Origin of the sequence: Microbacterium sp. LWO13-1.2, assembly GCF_038397725.1 — a bacterium.
GTDB lineage: Bacteria > Actinomycetota > Actinomycetes > Actinomycetales > Microbacteriaceae > Microbacterium.
This window is the reverse complement of record NZ_CP151634.1, coordinates 3,514,416-3,540,878: the sequence shown is the minus strand read 5'-3', so window position 1 is coordinate 3,540,878 and position 26,463 is coordinate 3,514,416. Positions and strand designations below refer to the sequence as shown.

At 67.7% G+C, this 26,463-nt stretch carries 25 protein-coding genes; 17 read left to right on the top strand and 8 right to left on the bottom strand.

Annotated elements, in window-relative coordinates; translation table 11 throughout:
- Positions 1-53 precede the first annotated feature (53 nt).
- Positions 54-1,280, top strand: coding sequence for a pyridoxal phosphate-dependent aminotransferase (locus MRBLWO13_RS17025; RefSeq protein ID WP_341975275.1), 1,227 nt, complete (start codon positions 54-56; stop codon positions 1,278-1,280).
- On the opposite strand, the gene MRBLWO13_RS17020 is transcribed toward MRBLWO13_RS17025, so the two are convergent.
- Positions 1,228-2,469, bottom strand: a complete 1,242-nt coding sequence (locus MRBLWO13_RS17020; protein WP_341975274.1) for a P-loop NTPase — start codon at positions 2,467-2,469, stop codon at positions 1,228-1,230. The two genes, MRBLWO13_RS17025 and MRBLWO13_RS17020, sit on opposite strands and share 53 nt — an antisense overlap.
- Positions 2,466-3,086: an SAF domain-containing protein gene (locus MRBLWO13_RS17015; RefSeq protein ID WP_341975273.1), complete on the bottom strand. Its 621-nt coding sequence runs from the start codon at positions 3,084-3,086 to the stop codon at positions 2,466-2,468. Before MRBLWO13_RS17015 ends, MRBLWO13_RS17020 begins: the two co-directional genes overlap by 4 nt.
- Before the next feature lie 98 nt (positions 3,087-3,184).
- Between MRBLWO13_RS17015 and MRBLWO13_RS17010 the strand changes: the two genes are divergently transcribed.
- Entirely contained in the window at positions 3,185-3,472 is a 288-nt protein-coding gene (locus tag MRBLWO13_RS17010; protein ID WP_341975272.1) for a helix-turn-helix domain-containing protein, read from the top strand.
- Here the strand turns inward: MRBLWO13_RS17010 and MRBLWO13_RS17005 are convergent.
- Positions 3,460-4,074, bottom strand: coding sequence for a hypothetical protein (locus MRBLWO13_RS17005; RefSeq protein ID WP_341975270.1), 615 nt, complete (start codon positions 4,072-4,074; stop codon positions 3,460-3,462). The genes MRBLWO13_RS17010 and MRBLWO13_RS17005 overlap by 13 nt on opposite strands.
- A 126-nt stretch (positions 4,075-4,200) precedes the next feature.
- On the opposite strand from MRBLWO13_RS17005, the gene MRBLWO13_RS17000 reads away from it, so the two are divergent.
- Complete coding sequence (locus MRBLWO13_RS17000) at positions 4,201-4,587, top strand: Rv3235 family protein (RefSeq protein ID WP_341975269.1); 387 nt, start codon at positions 4,201-4,203, stop codon at positions 4,585-4,587.
- Positions 4,588-4,611: 24 nt separating this feature from the next.
- A complete protein-coding gene (locus MRBLWO13_RS16995; protein ID WP_341975268.1) occupies positions 4,612-6,096 on the top strand; it encodes a histidine kinase N-terminal domain-containing protein in 1,485 nt (494 codons plus the stop codon).
- Between the two features lie 90 nt (positions 6,097-6,186).
- Here MRBLWO13_RS16995 and MRBLWO13_RS16990 read toward each other — a convergent pair whose 3' ends face one another.
- On the bottom strand, positions 6,187-6,435 hold the full coding sequence (locus MRBLWO13_RS16990; RefSeq protein ID WP_028503730.1) for a WhiB family transcriptional regulator: 249 nt from the start codon (positions 6,433-6,435) through the stop codon (positions 6,187-6,189).
- A gap of 235 nt (positions 6,436-6,670) precedes the next feature.
- Here MRBLWO13_RS16990 and MRBLWO13_RS16985 point away from each other — a divergent pair, with 235 nt between their 5' ends.
- Positions 6,671-7,057 carry a hypothetical protein gene (locus MRBLWO13_RS16985; protein WP_341975267.1) on the top strand — a complete coding sequence of 129 codons (387 nt, stop codon included), beginning with the start codon at positions 6,671-6,673 and terminating at the stop codon, positions 7,055-7,057.
- A gap of 4 nt (positions 7,058-7,061) precedes the next feature.
- On the opposite strand, the gene bcp is transcribed toward MRBLWO13_RS16985, so the two are convergent.
- The 3 genes from bcp to aroA are packed head-to-tail and all read right to left on the bottom strand — an operon-like array spanning position 7,062 to position 9,937.
- On the bottom strand, positions 7,062-7,535 hold the full coding sequence (bcp, locus tag MRBLWO13_RS16980) for a thioredoxin-dependent thiol peroxidase (RefSeq protein ID WP_341975266.1): 474 nt from the start codon (positions 7,533-7,535) through the stop codon (positions 7,062-7,064).
- A gap of 9 nt (positions 7,536-7,544) precedes the next feature.
- A complete protein-coding gene (gene rsgA, locus MRBLWO13_RS16975; RefSeq protein ID WP_341975265.1) occupies positions 7,545-8,615 on the bottom strand; it encodes a ribosome small subunit-dependent GTPase A in 1,071 nt (356 codons plus the stop codon).
- Positions 8,612-9,937, bottom strand: a complete 1,326-nt coding sequence (gene aroA / locus MRBLWO13_RS16970; protein ID WP_341975264.1) for a 3-phosphoshikimate 1-carboxyvinyltransferase — start codon at positions 9,935-9,937, stop codon at positions 8,612-8,614. Before aroA ends, rsgA begins: the two co-directional genes overlap by 4 nt.
- A gap of 50 nt (positions 9,938-9,987) precedes the next feature.
- Here aroA and MRBLWO13_RS16965 point away from each other — a divergent pair, with 50 nt between their 5' ends.
- The 12 genes from MRBLWO13_RS16965 to MRBLWO13_RS16910 all read left to right on the top strand — a co-directional run bounded on the left by MRBLWO13_RS16965 (position 9,988) and on the right by MRBLWO13_RS16910 (position 22,617).
- The gene (locus MRBLWO13_RS16965; protein WP_341975263.1) at positions 9,988-10,650 is read left to right on the top strand and encodes a sigma-70 family RNA polymerase sigma factor; all 663 of its coding nucleotides are present in this window, start codon (positions 9,988-9,990) and stop codon (positions 10,648-10,650) included.
- Positions 10,647-10,892, top strand: a complete 246-nt coding sequence (locus MRBLWO13_RS16960; protein ID WP_341975262.1) for a zf-HC2 domain-containing protein — start codon at positions 10,647-10,649, stop codon at positions 10,890-10,892. Before MRBLWO13_RS16965 ends, MRBLWO13_RS16960 begins: the two co-directional genes overlap by 4 nt.
- Positions 10,893-10,932: 40 nt before the next feature.
- Positions 10,933-12,234 carry a GNAT family N-acetyltransferase gene (locus MRBLWO13_RS16955; RefSeq protein WP_341975261.1) on the top strand — a complete coding sequence of 434 codons (1,302 nt, stop codon included), beginning with the start codon at positions 10,933-10,935 and terminating at the stop codon, positions 12,232-12,234.
- 111 nt (positions 12,235-12,345) lie between these two features.
- Positions 12,346-13,626 carry an amino acid permease gene (locus tag MRBLWO13_RS16950; protein WP_341975260.1) on the top strand — a complete coding sequence of 427 codons (1,281 nt, stop codon included), beginning with the start codon at positions 12,346-12,348 and terminating at the stop codon, positions 13,624-13,626.
- Positions 13,627-13,733: 107 nt separating this feature from the next.
- Complete coding sequence (locus MRBLWO13_RS16945) at positions 13,734-15,398, top strand: ABC transporter substrate-binding protein (protein WP_341975258.1); 1,665 nt, start codon at positions 13,734-13,736, stop codon at positions 15,396-15,398.
- A 42-nt stretch (positions 15,399-15,440) separates the two neighbouring features.
- Positions 15,441-16,445 carry an ABC transporter permease gene (locus tag MRBLWO13_RS16940; protein ID WP_341975257.1) on the top strand — a complete coding sequence of 335 codons (1,005 nt, stop codon included), beginning with the start codon at positions 15,441-15,443 and terminating at the stop codon, positions 16,443-16,445.
- On the top strand, positions 16,438-17,439 hold the full coding sequence (locus MRBLWO13_RS16935) for an ABC transporter permease (protein WP_341975256.1): 1,002 nt from the start codon (positions 16,438-16,440) through the stop codon (positions 17,437-17,439). Before MRBLWO13_RS16940 ends, MRBLWO13_RS16935 begins: the two co-directional genes overlap by 8 nt.
- Complete coding sequence (locus MRBLWO13_RS16930; RefSeq protein ID WP_341975255.1) at positions 17,436-18,296, top strand: ABC transporter ATP-binding protein; 861 nt, start codon at positions 17,436-17,438, stop codon at positions 18,294-18,296. Before MRBLWO13_RS16935 ends, MRBLWO13_RS16930 begins: the two co-directional genes overlap by 4 nt.
- Positions 18,293-19,132, top strand: a complete 840-nt coding sequence (locus MRBLWO13_RS16925; protein ID WP_341975254.1) for an ATP-binding cassette domain-containing protein — start codon at positions 18,293-18,295, stop codon at positions 19,130-19,132. Before MRBLWO13_RS16930 ends, MRBLWO13_RS16925 begins: the two co-directional genes overlap by 4 nt.
- Positions 19,133-19,158: 26 nt before the next feature.
- The gene (locus MRBLWO13_RS16920) at positions 19,159-20,301 is read left to right on the top strand and encodes an ROK family transcriptional regulator (RefSeq protein WP_341975253.1); all 1,143 of its coding nucleotides are present in this window, start codon (positions 19,159-19,161) and stop codon (positions 20,299-20,301) included.
- A 46-nt stretch (positions 20,302-20,347) separates the two neighbouring features.
- A complete protein-coding gene (locus tag MRBLWO13_RS16915; protein ID WP_341975252.1) occupies positions 20,348-21,604 on the top strand; it encodes a 6-phospho-beta-glucosidase in 1,257 nt (418 codons plus the stop codon).
- Positions 21,601-22,617: a BadF/BadG/BcrA/BcrD ATPase family protein gene (locus MRBLWO13_RS16910; protein WP_341975251.1), complete on the top strand. Its 1,017-nt coding sequence runs from the start codon at positions 21,601-21,603 to the stop codon at positions 22,615-22,617. The genes MRBLWO13_RS16915 and MRBLWO13_RS16910 overlap by 4 nt, the downstream gene beginning before the upstream one ends.
- Before the next feature lie 78 nt (positions 22,618-22,695).
- Here MRBLWO13_RS16910 and MRBLWO13_RS16905 read toward each other — a convergent pair whose 3' ends face one another.
- Entirely contained in the window at positions 22,696-26,361 is a 3,666-nt protein-coding gene (locus MRBLWO13_RS16905; RefSeq protein WP_341975250.1) for a multifunctional oxoglutarate decarboxylase/oxoglutarate dehydrogenase thiamine pyrophosphate-binding subunit/dihydrolipoyllysine-residue succinyltransferase subunit, read from the bottom strand.
- Positions 26,362-26,463: the final 102 nt, after the last annotated feature.

The window sequence follows — 26,463 nt, the reverse complement described above, 5'->3', positions numbered from 1 at the left end:
AGGGGCCGATCCATCCGGATCGGCCCCTCTTCGCGTCCCTGTAGGCTTGGTCGATGACCCCATCGCGCAACTTCGACCAGTCGTCGAAGCTCAAGAATGTCCTGTACGAGATCCGTGGGAACACGCTCGTCGAGGCGGCGCGGCTCGAGGCCGAGGGGCACCAGATCCTCAAGCTGAACACGGGCAATCCGGCGATCTTCGGGTTCGACGCTCCGCACCAGATCGTGCACGACATGTTGGCGGCGCTGCCGACCGCGCACGGCTACAGCGACAGCAAGGGCATCATCTCGGCGCGCCGCGCCGTGGTCAGCCGCTATGAGGAGATCCCGGACTTCCCGCGCTTCGACCCGGACGACGTCTATCTCGGGAACGGCGTCTCGGAACTCATCACGATGACCATGCAGGCCCTGTTGGATGAGGGCGACGAGGTGCTCATCCCGGCCCCGGACTACCCGCTGTGGACGGCGATGACCAGTCTCGCCGGTGGTACTCCGGTGCACTATCTGTGCGACGAGGAGAATGACTGGCAGCCTGATCTCGAGGACATCCGCTCCAAGATCACGCCGCGGACCAAAGCGCTCGTCATCATCAATCCGAACAACCCCACCGGTGTCGTGTACTCCCGGGCCGTTCTCGAAGGCTTGGTGCAGATCGCCAGAGAGCACCAGCTGCTGCTGCTTTCCGATGAGATCTACGACCGCATCGTCTTCGATGACGCGGTGCACATCTCGACGGCGACACTCGCTCCCGATCTGCTCTGCCTGACCTTCAACGGGTTGTCCAAGACCTATCGGGTCGCCGGGTATCGTTCGGGCTGGCTGGTCATCACGGGACCGCAGGCGCACGCCAAGGGTTTCATCGAGGGGATCACGCTGCTCGCGTCGACGCGGCTCTGCCCGAACGTGCCGTCGCAGCACGCCCTGCAGGCTGCGCTCTCGGGTGTCCAGTCCATCGATGCGCTGATCGCGCCGACCGGCCGCCTGCACGAACAGCGCGACATCGCGTGGGAGGGCCTCGAATCGATTCCCGGCGTCTCCTGCGTGAAGCCGGAGGGCGCCCTCTACGCGTTCCCCCGGCTCGATCCCAACGTGCATGAGATCAGGGACGACGCGAAGCTCGTCTACGACCTGCTCGTCTCGGAGCGCATCCTGCTCGTGCAGGGGACCGGCTTCAACTGGCCGACTCCCGATCATCTTCGGATCGTGACGTTGCCGGAGGCGCGGGTGCTCAGCGAGGCGATCGAGCGACTCGGAAACTTCCTCGCCAGCTACCGCCAGTAGCAGTCACCGGTTCCGGTGCCGGCGTGCCCGGCGACGGTGAGAGCGTCGCCGCGAGCCGGCGCACGGCCGCGACCAGCGCGGATCGTGGCGTGACATCGCTCATCGGTCTGGCGTGCAGCAGCGCGGCGTCGACGGCACGCCGGTCGTAGGGCAGGAAAGTCACCTCGGTGATTCCGGCGAACCTTTCGAGGGTGCGTCGGACCTGACCGCGGGCATCGATGCCGAGAGGCCCGGGACGCACCTGATTGGCGACGACCGTGATCGGAACCGGACCGATGAGATCGCGGAGTTCGGCGTGATCGCGGAGGAAGCGACTGATGCCGAGCGGATCGGCCGTCGTGACCGCGACGACGGTGTCGGCTTCGCGGAGGGTCGTGGTCGTCGCGGCATGTCGTCGCGGCCCGGTGAGATCGAACGTCGCCTCGTCGTCGGCGTCGAGAGTGCCTGCGATGTCGACGACGGTCTCCTGCGCCCACTCGCGGCACGCCTGGAGGGTGCTGCGCAGGCGGGCAGCGGACAGCTCCGGCCATCGGCTCGGGCGATTGATCCCGCCGAGCACCTCGATGGGGCCGGCACTCGTCTCCAGCGTGGTCGCCAGCCTGGTCAGCTCGCTCGAGTCGAGTCCGCCGAGTTCGGCGCGGCGGCACGCGGCCGCGACGCCGGGTGCGTCGTCGCTGAGTCCGAGGAGGAGCGCCAGGGACGGCGCGACAGTGTCGGCGTCGATGAGGGCGGTGCGGCGACCGGTGCGGGCGAGTTCGACGCCGAGCTGGATGGCGAGGGTGGATCGGCCAGGCGCGCCGTGCGGTCCCCAGACCGCGAGGATTCGGTGGGAGGACGCGGAGGAGACCGGCCGTACCGCGACGGGGGTCTCCACGGCGAGGGCGGCTGCCACCTCCCAACCCGGGGCATCCGCAGGCAGCGCCGCGGTCAATCCGTACCGTCCGAGCAGCCGGCTGTCGCCGTCGCCGAGCGGGACGATCCGGACGCCGGAGCGGTCGCACGCGGCGATGAGATCGGGGGTGAGGACGGCACGGGTGGCCGGCGCGAGCAGCGTATCGGCGTCGGCGAGGCGGAACGCGATCGCGGTGTCAGGGGGAAGGATCGCGATGACATGCACCCCCTCGAGCTCGAGCTCCTGCGCGAGGGCGCTTGCCCGCGGCTCGGGGATGGCGATGACGACGCCACTCATGATCCGACGCCGACCGGAACCAGTGACAGCACGGAGCCGCCGGTGATCGCGGCGAGGACGTCGGCCACATCGGAGCGATCGATGACCACCTCGACTCCGGCGTTCGACCCCGCCAGCATGCCATCGGTCTTCACGATCGCAGCCACCACCGCATCCGTGAGGAGGATTCTCGGCGCATCGTAGGAGCGGTCGTCATCGAGGGGAGGAGCATGCCACAGCTCGACGACCGTCCCGGGGGCGACGTCTTCGGGGATTCCGGTGCTGCTCTCCACGACGATCGTGGTGGTGCGACTGCTCTCGGCATCCGCAGCAGCCGCTGACGGGACGAGCTCGCCCTCCGTGAGGGTACGCGCGGCCACTTGGCCCGGCTCCAGATCCTGTGGGGCGAGATAGGCGCCGTCGATGGCACCGAGGTTCACCTCGACGACCTGGAAGTCTCCCGAGATGAGCGCCTCGCCAGCCACGATCGTGCGGCTCGCCTGCAGTACCGGAGTGGTGTGTCCTGCAGAGGAGACGATCAACCACACGCCGACGATGGAGAGTGCCACCAGCACGATGCCGATGAGGAAGCGGACGTCGCCCAGGAAGGCGCGTCGCGGTCGAGTCTGCGTCGTCATGGAGCCATGGTCACAGAAATCGGCTGACTGCCGTTCGAGTTATCCACAGGCGGCTCTCGGGTGGGACGTACGCGTGCGGCGCAGGGGAGAATGGAGACATGCCTGATATGCCCGCATCCGCTCCGCGCTTCCTCGCGCCTGCCCAGGTGGCGGAGTTGCTGAGCATCGAGGTGGACGAGGTGATCGCGCTCGTTCTCGATGGGCGGCTGCGCGGTTCGCAGCTCGGGTCGCCTGCGCGCTGGCGGGTCGAGGAGTCGAGTCTCTCGGAGTATCTCGCGGCGCAGTCGGAGGAGGCCAGGCGAATGGCGCTGTGGCGTCAGGCGAACGAGGCGAGCTTCCCCGAGGTATGGGGAACGTCGACGCGTGGTCCTGCTCAGGGCAGCTGAGCCTCACCACTGGCTCGCAGCCAGAGCAGCGCGCTGAACGGGACGATCCGGAACCCGCGTACGGCGTCGGCGCGCCGGACGTCTCCGGCATCGTGCATGGCCAGGTCGAGATGGTCGGCGCCGGCACGGTCGATGGTCCCGTGCACCTCGCCACCGTCGCGGAGTGCGATGCGCACCGGTACCCGTCGGCGCGCGAAGTCGCGGAGCAGGAATCCGAAAGTCATCCGCTCCCGCAGGGCGGGTTCGGCGGCGACCTGCGAGTCGAGACTGGTCAGCAGCATTCCGTGATCCATGCTCATCCCGCTGATCGCGTGCAGCGGGACGATGGATATCGACAGGGGCGCAGCCGTTTCTCCGCCGGACGACGGTTCGGTAGCGAGCCAGTCGGCGCCGAGAGCACGCAGACGGACCGGCAGGCGCTGTCCACCCGCGAGGTCGAGGGTCGTCCGCGCTTCCACGGCGCACAGCATCCGGAGTCTGCTGCGCAGTTCGAGCCGTGAGATCCGCAGCCGTTCGGATTCCGCATCGAGCGCGGCACGCTCGGCTTCCCACTCCGAGGCGAGTTGACCTTCGAGGTCTTCGAACAGGCGATCCCAGTGCACTCGACCGAGCGTAGGCGACTGCCCGGATCGGTATACGAGTTATCCACAATTGTCGTTCGCGGAGCGTCAGGGCGATCCTCGCCGTGCTGTACTTTCACGCAGTTTCCCAGAACGAGAGTGCCTCTGATGACCTTGCATGAGTACTTCGCACCCCAGCCCACCTCGGCATCCGAGCTGCCGGATCCTGCGCCGCTCCTCCGGAGCCTCACGCAGGGCGTGCTCGAGGTTCTCGCAGGCGTCCGCGAGGTCGACCAGCTCGCGAGATGGTTCAGCGAGGAGGCGTTCCGGAGCCTGGTGACCAGGTCGAATCTGTCAGCCAGGGCGCGCAGTGCCCGCGGTGTCGCGCCCGCACGGCCGTCATTCGAGATCCTGTCCATCCGGTGCGCGGCACCGCGAGACGATGTGGTCGAATCCGTGGTGATCGTCGCAGGCCCCGGTCGTACTCGCGCGGTCGCGATTCGGCTGGAGGGCATGGATCGACGCTGGCGGGCGACGTCGCTGGCGATTCTCTGAGCTGACTGAATCTATGCTGGGGAGGTGTCAACCCTCAGCGATCTCGCCCAGGCCCAGGGCCTCCTGACCGACAGCGACGTGGAGTGGCTTCACCGCCTCGCCGGTGACGGCCAACTGCTCGCGGATCTCGCGTCCGCTGACATCGTCGTCTGGATCCAGACAGATGACGGTTCCTTCGTCGCCGTCGCGCACGCGCGGCCCAGCGGCGCAGCGACCCTGTTCTACCGGGACATCGTCGGAGAGCGCGTCCGCCCCCAGTGGCGGACCCAGGTGCAGGGCGCGTTCGATTCGGCGGAGATCGTCGACTCCTCGTCGCCGGACTGGTTCGAGGAGACGCCGACGAGGGTCAGGGCAGTGCCGATCGTCCGTCAGCGGCGCAAGGAGGATGGTGCGGCCACGGTCATCGGAGTGGTGACGCGGCACACGAACCTCGGTGAGGCGCGCACGCCCTCCCGGCAGCAGATCACGTTCGAGGAATGTGCGAACGACCTCTTCCGCATGATCGCCGACGGCAGCTTCCCCGACCTCGCTGCCCCCACATCCCCGCGTCGCGGCGCGCCACGGGCATCCGACGGGCTGATCAGGATCGATGTCGACGGCATCACCACGTTCGCCAGTCCCAACGCGCTCTCCGCCTTCAACCGGATGGGCTTCGACGACGAGCTCGAAGGGGAGTCCCTCGCCGAAGTGACCACTCGGCTGGTGCCGCCGTCGCGGCAGGTGGACGAGTCGCTCCCGGTCGTCGTCACCGGCCGTGCTCCGTGGCGCACGGACATCGAGGCGCGCGGCGTCACCGTTTCGCTCCGAGCCATCCCGCTGAAGGACCATGGCAACCGGATCGGCGCGATCCTGCTGTGCCGCGACGTCTCAGAACTGCGCCACCAGGAGCAGGAGCTCATCACCAAGGACGCCACGATCCGCGAGATCCACCATCGGGTGAAGAACAATCTGCAGACCGTCGCGTCGCTGCTGCGAATCCAGGCCCGGCGCACGCACTCGGAGGAAGCGCGCGACGCGCTCACCCAGGCGATGCGGCGCGTGGACGCCATCGCGGTCGTACACGACACCCTGGCGCAGGGGCTCACTCAGAAGGTCGATTTCGACGAGGTCTTCCAGCGCGCGCTGAAGCTCGTCGCCGAGGTCGCCTCGGCTCCGAACACCCGCGCCATGGTGCGGTCGACGGGTCGCTTCGGCGTGCTGCCGAGCGAATACGCGACGCCGCTTGCGCTCGCCCTGACCGAGGTGGTGACCAACGCGGTCGAGCACGGCCTCGCGGGTCAGGAGGGTCTGGTCACCGTCGATGCGGTGCGCACCGAGGAGAACCTCCGTGTGACCGTGAGCGACACCGGGCGGGGCCTGCCTGAGGGGCGCATCGGCCAGGGGCTCGGCACGCAGATCATCCGCACGCTCATCCAGGGTGAGCTCAGCGGAACGATCGAGTGGCACGGCCGTGAGGGCGAAGGCACCGACGTGATCATCGACATCCCGCTGCGCTGGCTGACGAAGTGAGTCGAGACGGGGCTCGTTCGCGAAGCGAACCTGCCCCGTCTGCGACTCAGGTCGAGCGAGGCACGAGTCGAAACCTCGTGCGGGGAGCGATCAGGAGGCGCGGCGTGCGCGTGCTGCGCGACGCTTGAGGGCGCGGCGCTCGTCTTCGGAGAGGCCGCCCCAGACACCGGAGTCCTGGCTGGACTCGAGCGCGTACTGCAGGCAGATCTCGGTCACCGTGCAGGTGGCGCAGACCGTCTTCGCCTTCTCGATCTGGTCGACCGCTGGGCCGGTGTTCCCGACGGGGAAGAACAGCTCGGGGTCGACAGTCAGGCAGGCGGCCTTGTCGCGCCAATCCATGGGGGCTCCTCGGTGTGGATTTCTAGAGCGATCGCAGACGCGATGGCTCGGATTCGGGTATCGGTTTCGGGTTCCGCTACCCTGACGTGATGCAGGCGGATGCCTGCGTTTGTGTTGCGGGCTGAAGCGCCCGCCCCACGCCGCTGTGGGAGCACATGACTTTGTCTATTCTGTAACATAAAGTTAACAAGAGCAAGGGTTTTCTGCGCTCTCATCGGATTCATCAGGAGATGTCGTGCGCGCACCCGGACTGGCTCTTGCCGCAGCCGCCGTGCTGGCTGCGGAGGGGGCAGCGCTCGTCGTCTTCGCCGCCATCGAGATCGCCGGACTCGGCGCGGGAGCTGCGGCGTCGTTGCCCACGGCCGTCGCGCTCATCGTGCTCACCCTGATCGGCGCCGTCGCACTCGTTTCCTTCGCCATCGGCACCCGCACCGGCCGCTCATGGGCGCGCTCCGGAGGCGTCGTGTTCCAGGTGCTGGCCGTCGCGCTCGCGCTGGCCTCGCTCACATTGCAGCCGATCCCGTGGATCTTCACCGCGGCTGTCGGTTTCCCCGGCCTCATCGGGTTCGTGCTGCTGATCGCCAGCGCCCGCCGTGAGGCGGAGCAGCTCTCGTCGGAGTGAGAGCTCAGGCGTCGATGCCGAGCAGTTTCCGGATGCGCGCGACGTGTCCGGTCGCCTTGACGTTGTAAAGCGCGAGCGAGATCGTTCCGTCCTCGTCGAGGACGAACGTGGAACGGATGACGCCCTCGATCACCTTGCCGTAGTTCATCTTCTCGCCCCACACGCCGTAGGCGTCGTGGACGGCATGGTCGGGGTCGCTGAGCAGCGTGAAGGTCAGGCCGTCGCGTGCGCGGAACTCCGCGAGCTTCGACGGCTCGTCCCGGGAGATCCCGATCACCCGATATCCCGCGCCCTGCAGTGACGAGATGCTGTCGCGGAAGTCGCACGCCTGAGTCGTGCAGCCGGGCGTCATCGCCGCCGGGTAGAAGTAGAGGATCGTCTTCGTTCCCCGCAGATTGGCGAGGTGCACGGGCGCACCGTCCTGATCGAGGAGGGTGAAGTCAGGGGCGGAGGTACCGGGTTCCAGGCGCAGAGTCACCCGTCCAGCCTAACGGCCGGGAGCCTGGTCGGCCTTGTCGGAGAAGGTCTGCAGCAGTCGCTGCAGCGAATCCAGGCGGGCCCGCCCGGTCTCGCCGAGCTCTCCGCTCTCCGCTGCTTCGATCAGGGCGCAGTCCGGCGCATCGGCCAGGTGCGTGCAGCCCCGAGGGCAGTCCTCGGCGATCAGTGAGAGCTCGGTGAAGGCCGCCAGAATGTTCGCCGGATCGACATGCCCGAGGCCGAACGACCGCACTCCGGGGGTGTCGATGACCCAGCCCGAACCGGCATCGCCCTGGTAGCGCAGCGAGACCGTCGACGAGGAGGTGTGCCGGCCGCGGCCGGTGACCTGGTTGACATGACCGGTCGCGCGGAGCGCCGTCGGTACCAGCGCATTGACGAGCGTGGACTTGCCGACGCCGGAGTGCCCGACGAACACCGTGGAGTGTCCGACCAGTGCAGCGCCGATCTCCTCGATCGGCATCTCCTCCTGGGCGCTGGTGAACACGCGGAGGTCGAGGCCGTCGAAGTGCGAAAGAAAGGCGGTGGGGTCGGCGAGATCGGTCTTGGTCACGACGAGAAGCGGGCGGATGCCGGCATCCAGCGCCGCGACGAGATAGCGGTCGACCAGTCGTGCCCTGGGCTCGGGGTCGGCCGCGGCCACCACGACGAGCATCTGGTCGGCGTTCGCGACGATGACGCGCTCCACCTGGTCGGTGTCATCGGCGCTGCGCCGGAGCAGCGAGGTGCGATCGACGATGCCGACGATTCGGCAGAGCGTTCCCTCAGCGCCTGAGGTGTCGCCGACGATCCGGCCCTGATCCCCGGTCACGATCGGCATGCGTCGGAGTTCGCGCGCCCTGGTCGCCGTCACGGCGCGCTCGTCTGGGCCGTTCTCATCGATGAGCACCGAGTAGCGGCCGCGGTCGACGCCGAGGACGCGTCCGATGACGGCGTCGTCATGGGCGGGGCGGCGCTTGGTGCGGGGACGGTTGGCCTTGGGGTTGGGCCTTGTCCGGAAACTGCTCTCGTCGTAGTCCTCGAAGTCGTCCTCGAGGTCGTCGGCGCCGTCGAGCCAGCTCATCCGGCGCTGCCTCGCAGCATCCGCTCCCAGAGCATGGTGAACTCGGGCAGCGTCTTCGCGGTGGTGCCGATGTCATCGATCTCCACGCCGGGGACCCGCAGGCCGATGAGGGCTCCGGTGGTGGCCATCCGGTGGTCGTGGTGAGCGGCCCAGCCGCCGCCGTGCAGCGGCCGCGGGATGATGCGCAGTCCGTCGGCGAGTTCTTCCGCTTCGCCACCGAGCGCGTGGATGTTGCCGATGAGTGCGGCGATGCGGTCGGTCTCGTGCATGCGGATGTGGCCGATGCCGCGGATGGTCGTCGGGGTCTCGGCGAACGCTGCAAGGCCCACGAGTGTCGGGGTGAGTTCGCTGGCTGCGGAGAGGTCGAGATCGAGGCCGCGGATGCCGGTTCCGGCGCGCACCGTGAGGGTGCCGCCGTGCCGGCTGACGTGCGCACCCATGGCCTGCAGGATCTCCGGCAGCAGGGCTCCGGGCTGCGTGGAGTGCGCCGGCCACCCGGTGACGGAGACGGCGCCGCCCGTGATGAGTGCGGCAGCGAGGAAGGGCGCCGCGTTGGAGAGATCGGGCTCGATCGGGATCTCTTTCGCCCGGGGCACCCCCGCCTCGACGAGCCATTCGCCGGCGGCGGGTCGTTCGATGCGGATGCCTCGGCGGCTGAGCGCCTCGATCGTCATGTCGATGTGCGGGAGGCTCGGCAGATGCGAGCCGGTGTGCACGAGGTGCAGACCCACGTCGAAGCGCGGGGCCGCGAGCAGGAGCCCGGACACGAACTGGCTGGATGCGGAGGCGTCGATCTCGATCCGGCCGCCGCGGATGCGGCCGTGTCCGCGGATCGTGAACGGAAGCGACCAGGTGCCTTCGTCGTCGATGTCGACGCCGAGGTCGCGGAGTGCGTGGATCAGCCCGCCCATGGGGCGATGCAGCGCCGTCTCGTGGGCGGTGAGGTGCACATCTTTCGCAGCGAGACCGGCGAGGGGGGCGATGAAACGCATCACGGTGCCCGCCTGGCCGCAGTCCACCGTCGCGCCGCCTTGCAGCTTCGCCGGCGTCACGATGAGATCGGGGCCGAACTCGCTGCCTGCGTGCTCCTCCTCGATGCCGACGCCGAGGGCCCGCAGCGCGTCGACCATCCGTCGGGAATCGTCGGAGTGCAGCGGTGCGATCAGACGCCCTGGGCCGTCGGCGATGGCAGCGATGATGAGTTCGCGGTTCGTCAGCGATTTCGACCCCGGAATCGTCAACGTGGCGTGCACGGCGTCGGAGGTCGTCGGCGCCGTGTAGGCACCCTGGACGAGGGGAGGGGAATACCTGTTGGCGCTCATCGGTTTCCACCTTAGTGAACGGCGCCCCACTCGCCGAGAAGGAGACACCCATGCTCGCCACGCTTGAGCGTGAGACGGCGGACATCAGCGGCCTAGACTGGCCGGTGATGGATGACACGGCTACTGCAGACACGATCGGCGACGCACGGCGTGAATTCGAGGAGCAGGCGATCCCGTTTATGGATCAGCTCTACGCCGCGGCGATGCGTATGACGCGCAATCCGGCCGATGCGGCCGACCTCGTACAGGAGACGTTCGTGAAGGCGTTCGGGTCCTGGGCGACGTTCACGCAGGGGACGAACCTGAAGGCCTGGCTCTACCGCATCCTGACCAACACGTACATCAACATCTATCGCAAGAAGCAGCGCGAGCCGTATCAGGGCACGATCGACGAGCTCGAGGACTGGCAGATGGGCGGGGCGGAGTCGACCACGGCTTCGCACAGCCGTTCGGCTGAGGCGGAGGCGATCGACCGGATGCCGGCATCCGTCGTCAAGGACGCGTTGCAAGCGGTACCGGAGGACTTCCGTCTCGCGGTGTACCTCGCCGACGTCGAGGGGTTCGCCTACCAGGAGATCGCCGACATCATGAAGACGCCCATCGGCACCGTGATGAGTCGTCTGCACAGGGGCAGACGGATGCTGCGGGAGCTGCTGGCCGACTACGCCGCAGAGCGGGGCATCGCCGCGGCAGACACGAGGAGCAAGAGATGAGCGACTGCGGCTGCGCGAAAGCGCGTCAGGATCTGGAGGAGTACCTCCGCAACGAGGTGTGCAAGACCGAGCACACCGAGATCCGCGAGCATCTGGAGAGCTGCCCTTCCTGCCGGGATGAGGCACTCGTCGCCACCACGCTGACCGAGGTGATCGCCCGCGCCTGCAAGGAGAGCGCTCCGGAGGAGCTGCGCGACCAGGTCTTCGCGCGTCTGCGCGAGGTACAGGCGTCGCAGCACTGAGTCGAGTGCGGCGTCCGCCCCTCTGGATAGGGTGGGTCGCATGAGCTCCATCGACGCACGGGAGATCCCCGCCGACCAGACCTCCGCCGCCCGACTCGCTGAGAACGGGCTCGAGTACCGTCTCGTCGATTTCGGTGATCCGGCGCACGCGACGGCGTTCCAGCGGGCCGTGTCACGCGGCTTCCTCGGCGGCGAGCCGACCACGGAATCCCTGGAACACGGTCGGGCCCCCTTCGAAGCCCGCCGCAACACGGGCGTGTACAACGTCGGCGCTGCCGACGAGGACCTGCCGGTCGCGACCATCAACTCCTGGGCGACGCCGCTGACTGTTCCTGGTGGCGCCGAGGTGGACATGTGGGCGATCAGTGTCGTCACCGTCGCCGCCACGCATCGGCGCCGAGGAATCGCGAGAGCGCTGCTGGAGGGCGAACTTCGCGCCGCCGCTGCGGCCGGCGTCCCGGTCGCGGGACTCACCGTCTCGGAGGCGACGATCTACGGTCGCTACGGATTCGGCGCGGCGATCCCGGTGGCCCGCTTCACGGTCGACACGCGGAGAGCCGGATGGGCAGGTCCGTCCTCCGCAGGACGCATCGAGTTCGTGGAGAAGGAGGCGCTGGCCGCAGACCTCGGAGTCGTGCACGAGCGGGCCCGGTCCGCGCGCGCAGGACAGATCCCCGGGTGGCCGGGGCGATGGGAAGGGCACGCGGGTCTGGCTCCGGACTCCGACCGCGAGAAGGTCCGCGGGGTCCGCTATCTCGATGAGGCGGGAGAAGTTCGAGGCGTCCTGGCGTACACCGTCAGCGAGACAGGCAACACGTTCCGCTTCAGCCTGAGCATCCGGCTGCTCGTCGCCGAGACGCCGGAGGCTCTCGCCGCGCTCTGGCGGTTCGCGCTCCAGCATGACCTGGTCGATGAGGTCACCGCCGATCTCCGCCCGATCGACGACCCGCTCCCGTGGCTGGTCGCCGACCCGCGCGGGGTGACGCAGACCCTGCACGACCACGGCTGGCTGCGCATTCTCGATGTGCCGGCGGCTCTGGCCGCGCGGACGTTCTCGGCGCCTCTCGACGTCGTGATCCGCATCGACGACGAGATGGGATTCGCCGCAGGGGACTGGCTGCTGCGTGTGGAGGCCGGCGGCCGGACCCATATCGACGCGGTGCACGGCGAAGAGGCAGACGTCCAGATGGGCATCGCCGCGCTGTCGGCGCTGTACGCGGGCGGGGTGCGGGCGTCTTCGCTGCACGCCGCGGGGCTCATCCGCGCGGATGCCGAGATCATCGATCGACTCGACAGGGCCTTCATCGCGCTGCCGTCGCCGTCGCTCGACATCTGGTACTGAGTAGAGGCCGGTGCGCCGCACCGCGCCTCGCCCAGATGATTGACCGAGAAACGACGATCGTTGTCCGTGCAGGTGGTCGGACAGCAGGGTCCGATGCCCGAGGATGGGCGGATGGCAACGACGTTGACGCCCCGCTCCACCCGCGGGCTCGGTCTTCTGCAGGGCATCGCCCTGTACCTCGCTTCGGTGCTCGGCACCGGTCTGCTCGTGCTCCCCGGGCTCGCAGCGAGGGAGGCGGGGCCGGCGAGCCTCGTGTCGGTCGCCGTCGTGACGGTGCTGGCGATCCCGCTGGCCGGAACGTTCGCCGTCCTCGCAGCACGCTATCCCGACCCTGGCGGCGTCGCGAGCTACGTGCGCCGTGCGCTCGGTGATACCGCGGCCCGTGCGACCGGCTACTGGTTTCTGCTGGGCGTCGCCGCCGGGGGACCGGTGGTCGCGACGCTCGGGGCGCAGTACATCTCGACGGTGCTCGGCATCGATCGCGCCGCCGTGCCGTTCGTCGCCCTTGCGTTCTACGTGATCCCGTTCTGCGTCAATCTGTTCGGCGTCAGGGTGGCGGGGTGGCTGCAGCTGGTGCTCATGGCGCTCCTGCTCGGCGTCGTCGTGACCGTGGCCGCCGTCGCCGCTCCGGCCGTCGACCCGGCGAACTTCGCCCCTTTCCTCCCGCATGGCTGGGGCGGCGTCGGCACAGCGATCGTGATGTTCGTCTGGGCCTTCGCGGGATGGGAGGTCGGCACGCACATCTCCGGTGAGTTCGCGCATCCCCGCCGGGTCATCCCGATCGCCACCGCGGTGACCCTGGTCATCTCCGGAGCGGCCTACCTCGCCCTTCAGGTGGTGACGGTCGGTGCGCTCGGGGCTGGAGCGGGGAGCGGGAGTGTCGTGCTGCTCGACCTGGCGAGAGAAGGTGCGCCGGGGGCAGCTCCCGTGATGATCGGCGCCGTCGCCGCCATCGTCGCGATCGGTGTCCTGAACGTGTATCTCGCCGCCTTCGCGAAACTCGGCGCATCCTTGGCGCTCACCGGCGACCTGCCGCGGTGGTTCGCACGCGGGGCGGAGAACGGCGCCGTGCCGCGTCGCGCTCTTCTGCTCACCGGGGCGATCGGTCTCGTCTACTTCGGGCTGCTGCTCGGGAGAGATCTCGATCTTCAGCCGTTCATCCTCATCCACACGGCCAGCATGGTCGCGATCTACACGTTGGGCATGATCGCCGCCGTCCGCATCCTGGAGCGGGGGAGTGCAGGCTGGTGGATGGCGGCGATCGCCGCCATCCTCTGCGCAGGGCTGCTCGCGCTCGCGGCATCCGCGCTCCTCGTACCGGCAGTGCTCGCGGCGGTGGCCGTCGTCGTGACCGTCGCCCAGAGATCCAAGAAAAGAATCTTCACAAAATAATTGGAAAGGTCTTTTCTGAAAAAGACCTTTCCTATAACCTCGTCTCCAGGTGGATGCCCTTCCGCCCTGCTCTCACTGAGCAACGAAGCACTTGAGACGAGGTTCCCATGCAGGACAACCGCTGGAGGAAAGTTCTTCCTCTTGTCGCGGGCGCAGCTGCGCTCGCACTGACCCTGGGCGGCTGCGCGCCCGGCGGCAGCTCCACCGACGCCGGCGAACGCCCGATCCGGATGTGGTCGGGTCATATGACCCCGATCACGAACAACTTCAACCCGTTCGCCACCGAGACGGCGACGCACATGACGTTCGGCGCGATCTACGAGCCGCTCTTCTTCTTCAATCAGCTGTCCGACGAGGCGCCCGTCGGCCTGATCGGAGACTCGTACGAATACAGCGAAGACGGCAAGACGCTGACCATCACCATCAAGCCCGACCTCAAGTGGAGCGACGGCAAAGACCTCACGTCGAAGGACGTCGCCTTCACCTTCGGCTACGCGAACAACGTCGACAAGGACATGGTCGGCGTCGAGACTCCCGACGACACCACCGTCGTCGTGACGTACTCGTCACCCAAGTTCACCGCCGCGTCGCAGATCCTCGGCGGCATGTGGATCGTCCCCGAGCACATCTGGGCCGACATCACCGACTTCGCCACCGAGACCAACCCTGAGCCCGTCGGCTCCGGTCCGTACACGCTCAAGTCGTTCACGGACGCGGCCTACACGCTCGAGGCGAACAAGGAATTCCGTGAGGAGGTCGCGATCAAGGAGGTCCAGGATGTCGGCATCGACTCGAACCAGTCCTCCGAAGATCTCCTGAAGACGGGCAAGCTGGACTGGGTCGGCCAGTTCATCGCGAACCCCGACAACGTCACGTCCAACGGACGCAACGCCACGATCAACCAGCAGCAGGACCCGACGGTCATCATGACGTGCGCCAATGCAGCGCTCGGCTGCGAGGGTGCCCAGACCGACCCGGCCGTGCGCCAGGCGATCAACGTCGCGATCGATCGTGAGGCGATCGGCTCCAAGGCGTTCGCCGGCCTGAGCGGCATCTCGACCCCGAGCTTCGTGCTGCCGGGTCGCGATGACAAGTGGCTCAGCGACCCGTCTCTCCTGGAAAGCCCGCAGAGTCCTGACGCTGCGGCAGCAGGCGCGATCCTCGAAGCCGCCGGCTACACCAAGGATGCCGACGGCTTCTACGGCAAGGACGGCGTCGCCATCGAACTCGACCTGTTCTCGCCTGACGGCTGGACCGACTACAACGACGCGGCGAAGCTGATCAGCGCGCAGGCTGCGGATGCCGGCATTCGCATCAACGCCCGCACCGTGTCGGACGCCGAGTACTGGACGCCGCTCGAGAGCGGCGAGTACCAGATGGCGCTCTACGGTCTCACCCAGTCGCTGGTGGCCGACCCGTTCTCGACCTACGACACCTACTTCGCGACCGAGGCCACGGCCAAGGTCGGCGAGGCACCCACCGCCGGCCAGAACTACGGCCGTTACTCGAACCCCATCGTCGATCAGGCTGTCATCGCGGCCGGAGCGACGCAGGACGAGGCCGTGAAGAAGGAGGCCTACGCGGCCGCTCAGGCGGAGATCGCCAAGGATCTGCCGTACATCCCCGTGGTGCTCAACGCCTCGCAGTCGTTCTTCAACACGAAGGACTTCACCGGTTGGCCCACCGAGGACGACCTGTACGCGTCGCCACTGCCGTACCTGTCGACCGCGTCGGCAGTGATCCTCACGCACCTGCGTCCCACCGAGAAGTAAGGGACCACATCCCATGGACCGATTCATCGAGGGGAGGACCCCATGAAGTTCTGGCTACGACGCATCACGTTCTACGTCGTGACCTTGTGGGCCGCGATCTCTCTCAACTTTCTGCTGCCGCGGTTCCTGCCGGGCGACCCCGCTGCGATCATGCTGGGCAAGCTCCGGCGTGCCAGTGGTGGCAGGCCGCTGTCCGAGGAGACGATCAAGTCGATCCGCTCCATCCTCGGCGCGGAAGATGACATCAGTCTGTGGGATCAGTACCTCGCCTACTGGGGCCGGTTGCTGCACGGTGATCTCGGGGTCTCTTCGACCCGATACCCGGCTCCGGTAGGCGAGCTCATCACCGCGGCGCTGCCGTGGACGGTGACACTCGTGGGTGCCGCCACCATCATCTCCTTCGTGATCGGCATCATCGCCGGCGCGTGGGTGGGGTGGTTGCGCGGCACCTGGGTCGACCAGCTCGTCCCGTTCACGACCTTCCTGCAGTCCGTGCCCTATTTCTGGCTGGCGCTCGTCCTCGTCGCGGTGTTCTCCGTGCAGTGGGGCGTGCTGCCGATCATCGGTGGGTATGACGTCTTCGAATACCCCGCCGGTCCCGAGTGGAGTCCGGGTTTCATCGCCAGCACGCTGGTGCACGCCATCCTGCCGGCGACCACGATCGTGATCTCATCGGTCGGCGGATGGCTGCTCGGGATGCGCAACATGATGGTGCAGACGATGGCGGAGGACTACGTCATCACCGCGGAGGCGAAGGGGCTGACGCGTTCCCGCATCCGCACGGCATACGCCGCCCGTAACGCGGCGATCCCCAGCCTCTCCGGCTTCGGCATCGCCCTGGGGTTCGTCGTCGCCGGCTCGATCGTCACCGAGCAGGTGTTCAGTTATCCCGGCATCGGAAAGCTGATGATCCAGGCCGTGCAGGGGCTGGACTATGCGCTCATGCAGGGTGTCTTCCTCGTCATCACACTGACCGTGCTGGCGGCCAACTTCCTCATGGATCTGGTCTACGGATTCATCGACCCGAGGGTACGACGCGATGGCTGAGCAGACGCTTCTCATTTCTCCCCCCGACACCACCCATGCTGTCGCGGTTTCGCAATCCGGCGGCAGACGCCGACGCGGCGGGCTCACGATGTCGGGCAAGCTCCTCGCCGGGATCATCATCGTCGGTGCGATCGTGCTGTTCGGTCTCTTCGGCCCGCTCTTCCTCGGCAACCCGCGAGACGCGAGCTTCGATGCTCTGCTCCCGCCGAGTCCTGAGCATCCGCTGGGCACCACCAAGCTCGGCTACGACGTTCTCTCGCAGATCGCGACCGGAACCCAGGGATCGCTGTTCGTCGGCGTGGTGGCCGGCCTCGTCTCGCTGGTGCTCGCGCTCGTGTTCGGAGTGCTCGCCGGGTACTTCGGGGGCGTCCTCGACGAAGTCCTCACCCTGGTGACCAACATCATGCTCGTCATCCCTGGCCTGCCGCTGGTGATGGTGATCGCCGCATACGTGCAGAACACCGAGGGACTCGGAGCGCTAGCTCGCAGCTCACTGCTCGTCGCCCTCGTGCTCGGGATCACCGGCTGGGCAGGATCGGCCGTGGTACTGCGCGGGACCGCCCGGTCGCTGCGCACGCGGGACTACGTCGCGGCCTCTGTCGTGGCCGGTGAACGACCGATGCGGGTGATCTTCGTCGAGATCCTGCCGAACCTCGTGCCGCTGCTCGCCGCACAGCTGATCTTCGGTGTGATCTTCGCCGTGCTCGGTGAGGCCGGTCTGTCGTACCTCGGTCTCGGACCGACGGGATCGATCACGCTCGGCACCGTGCTCAACGACGCGCAGACCGGCCAAGCCGTCGGCAGCAGCGCGTGGTGGTGGTTCGTACCGCCGGGCGCCATCATCGCCCTGATCGGCACCGGTCTGTCCCTGATCAACTTCGCGATCGACGAGATCGTGAACCCGAAGCTGCGTCTCGCCCCTCAGGCGGCGCGGCGACAGCGCCGCGCCCGTCGGGCCGGCGTCGGCATCGCAGGAGACGGGGCAGTCGCATGAACGTTCCTGAGGCAGTTCTCACGGCGCGGAACGTGTCGATCGAGTACGAGGTGGATCCGCCGGTGAAGGCTGTCCGCGATGTGTCGTTGACGCTGAATCGTGGGGAGATCCTGGGCCTTGCCGGAGAATCCGGGTGCGGGAAGACGACGCTGGCGTACGGGCTGAACCGATTGCTGAAGGCGCCGGCATTGATGACCAGCGGCGAGATCGTGTTCCACGATCGCTCTGGCACGGACATCGATGTGGTGGCGTTGGGGGCCGAAGGGCTCAGGGTATTCCGCTGGGACAAGATCTCGATGGTGTTCCAGGGGGCGATGAACTCGTTGAACCCGGTCATCAGTGTGCGGGCGCAGATCTTCGACATCTTCGACACGCACCGGCCGGGGATGAGCCGCAAGGCGAAGACCGAGCGCGCCGAGGAGCTCCTCACCCTGGTGGGGGTGGATCCTTCCCGTCTCACGTCGTTTCCGCATGAGCTGTCCGGCGGAATGCGGCAGCGGATGATGATCGCGATGGCGCTGGCCCTGGATCCGCAGGTGATGATCATGGACGAGCCCACGACGGCGCTGGATGTCGTGGTGCAGCGGGGGATCATCCGAGAGATCATGCGGTTGCGCGAGCGACTCGGATTCGCGGTGATCTTCATCACGCATGATCTGCCGATGCTGATCGAGATCAGTGATCGGATCGCGGTGATGCTGCAGGGGCAGATCGTGGAGCAGGGCACGGCGGAGGAGATCTACCGCACTCCGCAGCATGAGTACACGAAGAAGCTGCTCTCCAGCTTCCCGTCACTGAAGGGTGAGCGCGGCGATTTCGTTCGCACCGGCGCATCGATCGAGGAGCAGGTCCGATGAACGAGACATCCACTCTGGAGGCCAGGAACCTGGTGAAGAACTTCACCCTCCGGTCGGGGTTCCGCACACATACTCTGCACGCGGTGAAGGACGTCTCGTTCACGATCGCGGCCGGGAAGACGGTGGCGCTGGTGGGGGAGTCCGGCTCGGGGAAGTCGACGATCGCCCGGATGCTGATGAAGCTGGAATCTCCCACGAGCGGGCAGATCCTCCTGGACGGGCACCGGACCGGCTCCCGGGGGCGGGATGTTGCGGCGTACCGGTCACAGGTGCAGATGGTGTTCCAGGATCCGTTCGCGTCGTTGAACCCTTTCCACACGATCGGGCACCATCTGGAACGCCCGATCCGCATCCATCACCCGCACCTGTCCGCCGATCAGGTGCGTGAACGCACGCTGGAGCTCCTCGATCGCGTGCGCCTCACTCCCGCGGAGAGCTACGTGGATCGGCGCCCGCACGAGCTGTCCGGTGGACAGCGCCAGCGGGTCGCGATCGCTAGGGCCTTGGCGCCGGGGGCGAGGTTCATCGTCGCCGATGAGCCGGTCTCGATGCTGGACGTGTCGATCCGGTTGGAGGTCCTGAACCTGCTCGCGGATCTGCAGCGTGAGGAGAACCTCGGCGTCCTCTACATCACTCACGATCTCGCGACCGCACGGCATTTCAGCGACGAGATCATGGTGCTCTACCGCGGCGACGTCGTCGAACGCGGACCGGCTGACGACGTCATCCTGGACCCCCAGCACGAGTACACCAGAACCCTCCTCGGAGCCGCTCCCGAACCGGACAACCTCGGCAGACTCCGCGACGAGGTCCGCCGCGAACTCCGCTCGGTGTGAGTCGCGACATCCTCCAAGGGAATCTCATGTCACAGATCGATCCGGGGACTTCGTCCTGGTTGCGCACCAGGAACGACCGCGAAGCGCTGCACCTGTTCCTCGAGCACGGCCCGCTGACGCGCACCCGGCTGGGGGAGCTGTCCGGGATGTCGAAGCCGACGGCGACGCAGATGATCGCGCGCCTGAAACGCGCCGACCTGGTGCGTCCGGTGGGCGAGGTGTCCGGCAATCGCGGGCCGAGCGCGGTGAGCTGGGGTGTGCGCACTGATCGCATCACGGGCGTCGCGGTGAGCATGCTCGAGGACACTATCCAGGCGGTGCTCGTCGACGCGGCCGCGGCCGAGCATCCCATCATCGAACTTCCCGTCGACAAGGCCGAGCGATCGCCGGAGGGCGACATCCGACGCGCGATCGACGCCGCCTGCGCGGCGGCCGATGCCGAGCATCACACCGTCGAGGCCGTGACGGTGGGGGTGCAGGCGGCAGTGAGCCACGAGCATGATGTGATCTCGTTGACGGACTCGTTGCCCGGCTGGCCATCGACGGGATCGCGGCGGCGGATCGAGCAGTCGCTCGGTGTCGCGGTGACTCTCGAGAACGACGTCAATCTCGCGACGATGGCCGAGCGCGCCATCGGCGTCGCGCAGGATGCCGGCAGCTTCGCGCTGCTCTGGATGGGAGGCGGTCTCGGTGTCGGCGTGGACCTCGGCGGCAGCGTCCATCGCGGCGCGCACGGGAGCGCCGGCGAGATCGGATACCTCACGGTCTCCGCGGCCCCGGGCGCCCCTGGCGCCGGCACCACGGCCCTGCTCGGCTCCGACGCCGTTCTGCAGCTGCTCGGCGGCGCCGACGCACGGTATCCCCAGGACATCGCCGCGCTCGCCGACGACCCCGATGCACTCGACGCCATCGCCGAGCGCATCGTCCTCACCCTCGAACCCGTGCTCGCCGTGCTCGACCCGGACATGGTGGTCCTCGGCGGCCCGACCGCTCTCGCCTGTGGTGCGCGACTCGCTGCCCTTGTCACGGCGCGCACGGCCGATGGCGAACGCCCCGCGCCGACCGTCCACCTCAGCACGACGGGAAGCACCGCGGTACTGGTGGGCGCTCGCCGCCTGCTGGTTCAACAGATCAGGGAACGCCTCGAAGAGCGCATTCCCACCCAGTGACGTCCGACCATCGGGCGCAGACACAGCACAGAAACAAGGAGAGCAGATGAAACTCGCCATCGTCGGCGGTGGATCGACTTACACCCCGGAGCTGATCGACGGATTCATCCGACTTCAGCAGCAATTGCCGATCGAGGAGATCGTGCTGGTCGACAGCGACCGCTCGCGGCTCGATCTCGTCGGCGGCGTGTCCCGGCGGATGCTGGCTCGCGCCGGTCACCCGGCTCGCCTGACGGCGACGGATGACCTGGTCGCCGGAGTCAGCGACGCGGATGCCGTCCTCATCCAGCTGCGCATCGGCGGGCAGGACGCCCGCGAGCAGGACGAGACATGGCCGCACGAGGTCTCCTGCATCGGACAGGAGACGACGGGGCCCGGCGGCCTCGCGAAGGCGCTGCGCACGGTACCCGTCGTTCTGCGGATCGCCGACGTCGTGCGCACGCACGCGAAACCCGACGCCTGGATCGTGGACTTCACGAACCCGGTCGGCATCGTGACCCGCGCGCTTCTGCAGGCCGGGCACCGGGCCGTCGGACTGTGCAACGTCGCCATCGGATTCCAGCGGCGCTTCGCGGCCGAGGCCGGGGTCGAACCCGACCGGGTGGGACTCGCGCACGTCGGGTTGAACCACCTCACGTGGGAGCGCGGCGTATTCGTCGACGGCAAGGATGTGCTCCCGGGACTCCTGGACAGCAACCTGCAGGGACTCGCGGACGACGTCGAGCTCGCACCGGCGCTGCTGTCGCAGCTCGGTGTGATCCCGTCGTACTACCTCCGCTACTACTACGCGCATGACGAGGTCCTGCATGAGCAGCGCCACCACGCCACGCGCGCCCAGGAAGTGCGGGCGATCGAGAACGAGTTGCTCGGACTGTACGCCGATCCGACGGTGGACACGAAGCCCGCGATCCTGGAGCAGCGAGGCGGTGCCTTCTATTCGGAAGCAGCGATCGAACTGCTCATCGCCATCCGTGGCGGCACGGACGTGCCGCGCGTCGTGAACCTCCGCAACGATGGCGTTCTGCCGTTCCTGCCCGACGATCACGTCATCGAGGTGCCGGCGCACCACATCGACGGCACGTTCGTCGCCGAGCCGGTGGCCGCGCTCCCTGACGACATCAGCGGGCTGATCAGTGCTGTCGCCGGATACGAACGCCTCGCGCTGGATGCGGCGATCCACGGCGGACGCGACCGGGTGCTTCGCGCGATGCGTGCCCACCCGCTGGTGCTTCAGCACGATCGAGCCGAGAACCTCACGGATCTGCTCCTGGCGGCCAACTCGAAGTTCCTGGAGTGGGCGTGACAGCGTCGTCGGGCCTCGTCCTCGCCGTCGACGGCGGCGGATCGAAGACCGACGTCGTGCTGCTCGACGCCACGGGAGAGGTGCTCGCCTGGGAGCGGGGCACCGGCTCGAGTCCTCAACTGGAGGGTCTCGACGAATCCGTGCGGGTGATCGATGCTCTGATCGGTCGTGCGCTCGACGGGCGCGATCCACGGGAGCTGATCCAGGTGAGCCTGTACCTCTCGGGTCTGGATCTCGCGGAGGAGATCGTCGCGTACCGCTCGGCCATCGTCGGGCGGGAGTGGGCCGATACGGCGGTGGCTGTCGAGAACGACCTGCATGCCCTGCTGCGGGCCGGGACCGACTCGCCCGATGCGGTCGCCGTGATCTGCGGCACCGGGATGAATGCGATCGGCGTGCGGGCCGACGGAGTGGTCGTGCGCTTCCCTGCGCTCGGTCCGCTGTCCGGCGACTGGGGCGGAGGCAGCGAACTCGGTGATGCCGTGGTCTGGCATGCTGCGCGTGCCGAGGACGGCAGAGGACCCGAGACGGCACTGCGTGCGCTGCTGTTGCGCAGCGTCGACGCACCGTCGGTCGCGGAGCTGATCGAGGACGTCCATCTGGGCAGACGCGATCACGACGGCTTCGCGGCGCTGGCGCCGCTCGTGTTCGAAGCGGCGCACGCCGGCGATGCCGTGGCGCAGAGCATCGTGCAGAGGCAGGCCGAGGAGGTCGTCGCCTTCGTGCAGGCATGCGTGCGCAAGCTCGACCTGCACGACATCGCGGTGCCGGTGGTCTTCGGGGGAGGCGTCGCCCGGTCGCGGGATCCGCTGCTCCTGGCGGGTATCCGCGACGGACTCGACAGGGTCGCACCGCGCGCGCAGCTCAGCGTCGTCGACGCGCCGCCCGTTCTCGGCGCGGCGCTGCTCGCGTTGGCGGCCACCGGCGGCGACGAGCAGGCCCTCGACCGGACCCGCGAAGGGCTGAGCTCCGATGAGCGATTCCAGCAGCGGGTGCCGCTCAGCGCCGGCTGAAGGCGCGTCTGCCGTGCCGTGCACGTGAAAAGGGGCATCCCGACCGAAGTCGGGATGCCCCTTTCCTGTTGGCGTGAATCAGCCGACGGTGAGCGCGGTGCGCAGCAGTCGGGCTTGTTCGGCCGCGTGCACCTTCGAGGATCCGGTCGCGGGCGACGCGGATGCGGCACGGGCGACGGGATAGAACGTGCGGTCACCGGGGACATCGGCGAAGGCGAGCGCGAGGAACGGCCATGCACCCTGGTTCTCCGGCTCGTCCTGCACCCACACCAGCTCGGCGTTCGGGTACGAGTCGGTGATCGCCTTGAGCTCGTCGATCGGGGTCGGGTACAGCTGCTCCAGACGCACCAGCGCGACCTCTGGGTTCGGGTTCTTCTCGAGCTCGCTGCGCAGATCCCAGTGGATCTTGCCGGAGTGCACCAGCACGCGCTTGACGGCGCTTCGGTCGAGCCCGCGGTCGTCGTCTATGACCGGTTCGAAGCGGCCCTGAGTGAACGCCTCGACCGGGCTGGTGGCCCCGCGAAGGCGCAGCATCGCCTTCGGCGTGAAGATGATCAGCGGCTTGCGCGGCCGCGCGTATGCCTGACGGCGCAGCAGGTGGAAGTGGGAAGCCGGCGTCGACGGGCGCGCGACGATCATGTTGTCCTGCGCGCACAGCTGCAGGAAACGCTCGATGCGCGCCGAGGAGTGGTCGGGTCCCTGACCCTCGTAGCCGTGCGGGAGCAGCAGCGTGACGCCGGAGTACTGGCCCCACTTCTGCTCGGCGGCCGAGATGTACTCGTCGATGACCGACTGGGCGCCGTTGACGAAGTCGCCGAACTGCGCCTCCCACAGCACCAGCGCTTCCGGCGCCTCCACGGAGTAGCCGTACTCGTAGCCGAGAGCGGCGTACTCGCTGAGCAGGGAGTCGTAGACCCAGACGCGGCCCTGACTGTCGGAGAGGTTCGCCAGCGGCAGCCATTCCTGTCCGTTGGTGCGGTCGTGCATCACGGCATGACGCTGCACGAAGGTGCCACGACGGGCATCCTGCCCTGCGAGGCGCACCGGGGTGCCCTCCAGCAGCAGTGAGCCGAAGGCGAGCAGCTCGCCGAACGCCCAGTCGATTCCGCCGTTGCGACTCATGTCCGCGCGCTTGTCGAGGAGCTGCTGCACCTTCGGGTGCACGGTGAAGCCCTCCGGCTTGTTCACGAAGGCGTCGCCGATGAGCTGGATGACCTCGTTCGCGACGCCGGTGACGTCGGGGGCGCCCTCCTGCTCATCGACATGCGTGGTGACCGGGGCGATCGGTGTGGCACCGGTCTCGGCCGCGTGCGTCTCGGCGAAGGCGATCTCGAGCCGGTTCTGGAAGTCGGCCTTCGCCTCTTCGTACTCCTGCTCGGTGATGTCACCGCGGCCGACCAGAGCCTCGGTGTAGAGCCGGCGGACGGACCGCTTCGCCTGGATGAGGTCGGTCATCAGCGGCTGCGTCATCGAGGGGTCATCGCCCTCGTTGTGGCCACGTCGCCGGTAGCAGACGAGGTCGATGACGACATCGCGGTGGAACCGCTCGCGGTACTCGAACGCGAGCTGGGCGACGTGGATGACCGCTTCGGGGTCGTCGCCGTTCACGTGGAAGATCGGTGCCTGGATGGTCTTCGCGACATCCGTCGCGTACACCGAGGTGCGGGCATCCGTCGGGGTGGTGGTGAACCCGACCTGGTTGTTGACCACGACGTGGATCGTGCCACCGGTGCGGTAGCCGCGCAGTTGGGACATCTGCAGCGTCTCGACCACGACGCCCTGACCGGCGAAAGCGGCATCGCCGTGCACGAGGATCGGCAGCCACGAGAACGTGCCGATCGGGTGGCGGTCCTGCTTGGCGCGGACGATGCCCTCGAGCACGCCGTCCACGGTCTCCAGGTGCGACGGGTTCGCGGCGAGGTAGACGGGAAGTTCGCCGCCGTCATCCGCGATGAAGGTGCCCTCGGTGCCGAGGTGGTACTTCACGTCACCGGAGCCGCGCTGGTTGCCCGGGGTCTGGGTGCCCTCGAACTCACGGAACACCTGTCCGTAGGTCTTGCCGGCGATGTTGGTGAGAACGTTCAGGCGACCACGGTGCGCCATCCCGATCGCGGCGCCCTCGAGGCCGGCCGTCGCCGCACCCTGCAGGATCTCGTCGAGCAGCGGGATGAGCGACTCGCCGCCCTCGAGCGAGAAGCGCTTCTGTCCGACGAACTTCGTCTGCAGGAAGGTCTCGAACGCTTCGGCCTCGTTGAGCTTGCGGAGCACCCGCAGCTGCTCGTCGTGGCCGGGCTTCTGGTACTTGAGCTCGACCTTCTCCTGGAACCAGCGGCGCTGCTCAGGATCCTGGATGTGCATGTACTCGATGCCCAGCGTGCGGCAGTAGGAGTCGCGGAGGACGCCGAGGATCTCGCGCAGCTTCGCGACACGTCGTCCGCCGAAGCCACCGGTGACGAACTCGCGGTCGAGATCCCAGAACGTGAGGCCGTGGGTCTCGATCTCGAGGTCGGGGTGCGAACGCTGCACGTACTCCAGCGGGTCGATGTCGGCCATCAGGTGACCGCGCACGCGGAAGGAGTTGATGAGCTCCTGCACGCGGGCGGTCTTGTCGACGCGCTCGGCGAGGTCGACGGCGATGTCCGCGTTCCAGTGGATCGGGGCGTACGGGATGCGCAGGGCCGCGAAGATGTCGTCGTAGAAGCCGCGCTGCCCGATGAGCAGCTCGTGCACCTTCTTGAGGAACTCGCCGGAGCCGGCGCCCTGGATGACACGGTGGTCATAGGTGCTGGTCAGGGTGATCGTCTTGCCGATCGCGAGCTCGTTCAGCGTCTTCTCGCTGGCGCCCTGGAACTCGGCCGGGTACTCGAGGGCGCCGGCGCCGATGATGGCGCCCTGGCCCTTCATCAGACGGGGCACGGAGTGCACGGTGCCGATGCCGCCCGGGTTGGTGAGCGAGAGCGTCGTGCCCTGGAAGTCGGCAGCGGTGAGCTTGTTGCCACGGGCGCGGCCGACGAGGTCCTCGTAGGCGGAGAGGTACTCGGTGAAGGTCATCGTGTCGGCACGCTTGATGCTCGGCACCATGAGGGCGCGGGTGCCGTCCGGCTTGGGGAGGTCGATCGCGATGCCGAGGTTCACGTGCGCCGGCGCGACGACAGACGGCTTGCCGTCGACCTCGGCGTAGAACACGTTCTGGCTCGGGAACTCCTTGAGCGTCTGGATGAGCGCCCAACCGATGAGATGCGTGAAGCTGATCTTGCCGCCGCGTGTGCGGGCCATGTGGTTGTTGATGACGATGCGGTTGTCGATCATCAGCTTCGCCGGGATCGTGCGCACGCTGGTCGCAGTGGGGACGGTGAGGGACTCGTCCATGTTCGCGGCGAGAGTCTTGGTCATGCCGCGCAGGACAGTGACCTTGTCTTCCTCGGTCGCCTCGACGGGATCGCTCTTCGCCGCGGGCTTCGGTGCCTGGGCGGGGATCGGGGCGGCGGCGGCCGGCTTGGTGGTCGTCCGGGCGACGGGCTGCGCGCCGATCACCGGGATGGGGGCGGTGACTGGATGAGCCGTCTGTGTGGCCGGCGCGGCCTCGCCTGCCGGGGGAGCGGCGGTCTCCGGCTGATACTTCTCGAGGATCGGCCACCACTCCTTGTCGACGGAGTCGCGGTTCACCTTGAACTGCTCGTAGAGCTCTTCGACGAGCCAGGAATTGGCTCCGAACCCCCCGTCGCCGGTCACCTGGTTCGACACGCTCAATCGCCCTCTTTCATCGCTGAATCTGTCTGCACGGTCCAAGGGGCAGGATGCGCCCGGGATCGCACACTCTCAACGAACAAGCCTAACGTGTTTCCC

Excerpts from the sequence above, each read along its gene's own strand:
- MRBLWO13_RS16930 (WP_341975255.1), top strand. The coding sequence starts at position 17,436 with ATGAACGTTCCTGAGGCAGTTCTCACGGCGCGGAACGTGTCGATCGAG.
- rsgA (WP_341975265.1), bottom strand. The coding sequence starts at position 8,615 with ATGAGCTGGCTCGACGGCGCCGACGACCTCGAGGACGACTTCGAGGAC.
- MRBLWO13_RS16965 (WP_341975263.1), top strand. The coding sequence starts at position 9,988 with ATGCTCGCCACGCTTGAGCGTGAGACGGCGGACATCAGCGGCCTAGAC.
- MRBLWO13_RS17010 (WP_341975272.1), top strand. The coding sequence starts at position 3,185 with ATGCCTGATATGCCCGCATCCGCTCCGCGCTTCCTCGCGCCTGCCCAG.
- MRBLWO13_RS16945 (WP_341975258.1), top strand. The coding sequence starts at position 13,734 with ATGCAGGACAACCGCTGGAGGAAAGTTCTTCCTCTTGTCGCGGGCGCA.
- MRBLWO13_RS17015 (WP_341975273.1), bottom strand. The coding sequence starts at position 3,086 with ATGACGACGCAGACTCGACCGCGACGCGCCTTCCTGGGCGACGTCCGC.
- MRBLWO13_RS16920 (WP_341975253.1), top strand. The coding sequence starts at position 19,159 with ATGTCACAGATCGATCCGGGGACTTCGTCCTGGTTGCGCACCAGGAAC.
- MRBLWO13_RS16955 (WP_341975261.1), top strand. The coding sequence starts at position 10,933 with ATGAGCTCCATCGACGCACGGGAGATCCCCGCCGACCAGACCTCCGCC.
- MRBLWO13_RS17000 (WP_341975269.1), top strand. The coding sequence starts at position 4,201 with ATGACCTTGCATGAGTACTTCGCACCCCAGCCCACCTCGGCATCCGAG.
- MRBLWO13_RS16935 (WP_341975256.1), top strand. The coding sequence starts at position 16,438 with ATGGCTGAGCAGACGCTTCTCATTTCTCCCCCCGACACCACCCATGCT.
- MRBLWO13_RS16940 (WP_341975257.1), top strand. The coding sequence starts at position 15,441 with ATGAAGTTCTGGCTACGACGCATCACGTTCTACGTCGTGACCTTGTGG.
- MRBLWO13_RS16960 (WP_341975262.1), top strand. The coding sequence starts at position 10,647 with ATGAGCGACTGCGGCTGCGCGAAAGCGCGTCAGGATCTGGAGGAGTAC.
- MRBLWO13_RS17025 (WP_341975275.1), top strand. The coding sequence starts at position 54 with ATGACCCCATCGCGCAACTTCGACCAGTCGTCGAAGCTCAAGAATGTC.
- MRBLWO13_RS17020 (WP_341975274.1), bottom strand. The coding sequence starts at position 2,469 with ATGAGTGGCGTCGTCATCGCCATCCCCGAGCCGCGGGCAAGCGCCCTC.
- aroA (WP_341975264.1), bottom strand. The coding sequence starts at position 9,937 with ATGAGCGCCAACAGGTATTCCCCTCCCCTCGTCCAGGGTGCCTACACG.
- MRBLWO13_RS16925 (WP_341975254.1), top strand. The coding sequence starts at position 18,293 with ATGAACGAGACATCCACTCTGGAGGCCAGGAACCTGGTGAAGAACTTC.
- MRBLWO13_RS16950 (WP_341975260.1), top strand. The coding sequence starts at position 12,346 with ATGGCAACGACGTTGACGCCCCGCTCCACCCGCGGGCTCGGTCTTCTG.
- MRBLWO13_RS16915 (WP_341975252.1), top strand. The coding sequence starts at position 20,348 with ATGAAACTCGCCATCGTCGGCGGTGGATCGACTTACACCCCGGAGCTG.
- MRBLWO13_RS16990 (WP_028503730.1), bottom strand. The coding sequence starts at position 6,435 with ATGGATTGGCGCGACAAGGCCGCCTGCCTGACTGTCGACCCCGAGCTG.